Below are 612 nucleotides of genomic sequence, written 5' to 3' on the forward strand. Positions count from 1 at the left end.
GTGATGCCCTGCGCGGCGTTCTCGAACACCATTACCGTCATCTGGCCGAAGCCGCCCGCAGCGCGGCAGCTTCGGCCCTGGCCGAGCAGGAAACCAACGACAATACCGCCGATGTCGCGGACGGACCCGGCTTGCCGGCTCCCAACAAAGTGGAGCGCCGGTCACAGGAGGCGCGCGACCGTCGGCAGGCCCGCTTCGACGAAGTGGTGCGTCTGCGCGCGCAGGGAATGCCGATCAAGGCGATCGCCAGGACGCTCGGCATCGAGCGCAAAACCGTCCGGCGCTGGCTGCGCGCCGGGCGGGTTCCGACCTGGCTTCATGCCGACCGGGGCCGGAGCATTCTCGACCCGTTTCGGGATTACCTGGAGGCGCGCTGGACCGCTGGATATCGCAACGGCACCGGGCTGTGGCGGGAGATCCGCGATCGGGGCTTCGCCGGCCAGGACAGTGTCGTCAAACAATGGGCCGCCCGACGCCGCAGGGAGGACCGGCTGATCGAACGGACTTCTCCCGCCAAGTCCTCGGTGAAACCCGCACCGCCGCCCACGACGCGCAAAGCCGCGCGGATGCTGATGAGCGAACCGGACAAGCTGGATGCGGACGAGCGCCGGT

Annotated in this window: 1 protein-coding gene; it reads left to right on the forward strand. The window is 69.0% G+C overall.

What is annotated here, in order from left to right:
• Nucleotides 1–612 (forward strand): helix-turn-helix domain-containing protein (locus N826_RS39190; protein WP_044438093.1); only part of this gene is annotated, 612 nt, incomplete at both ends.

Origin of the sequence: Skermanella aerolata KACC 11604 (assembly GCF_000936425.1) — a bacterium.
GTDB classification, from domain to species: domain Bacteria; phylum Pseudomonadota; class Alphaproteobacteria; order Azospirillales; family Azospirillaceae; genus Skermanella; species Skermanella aerolata.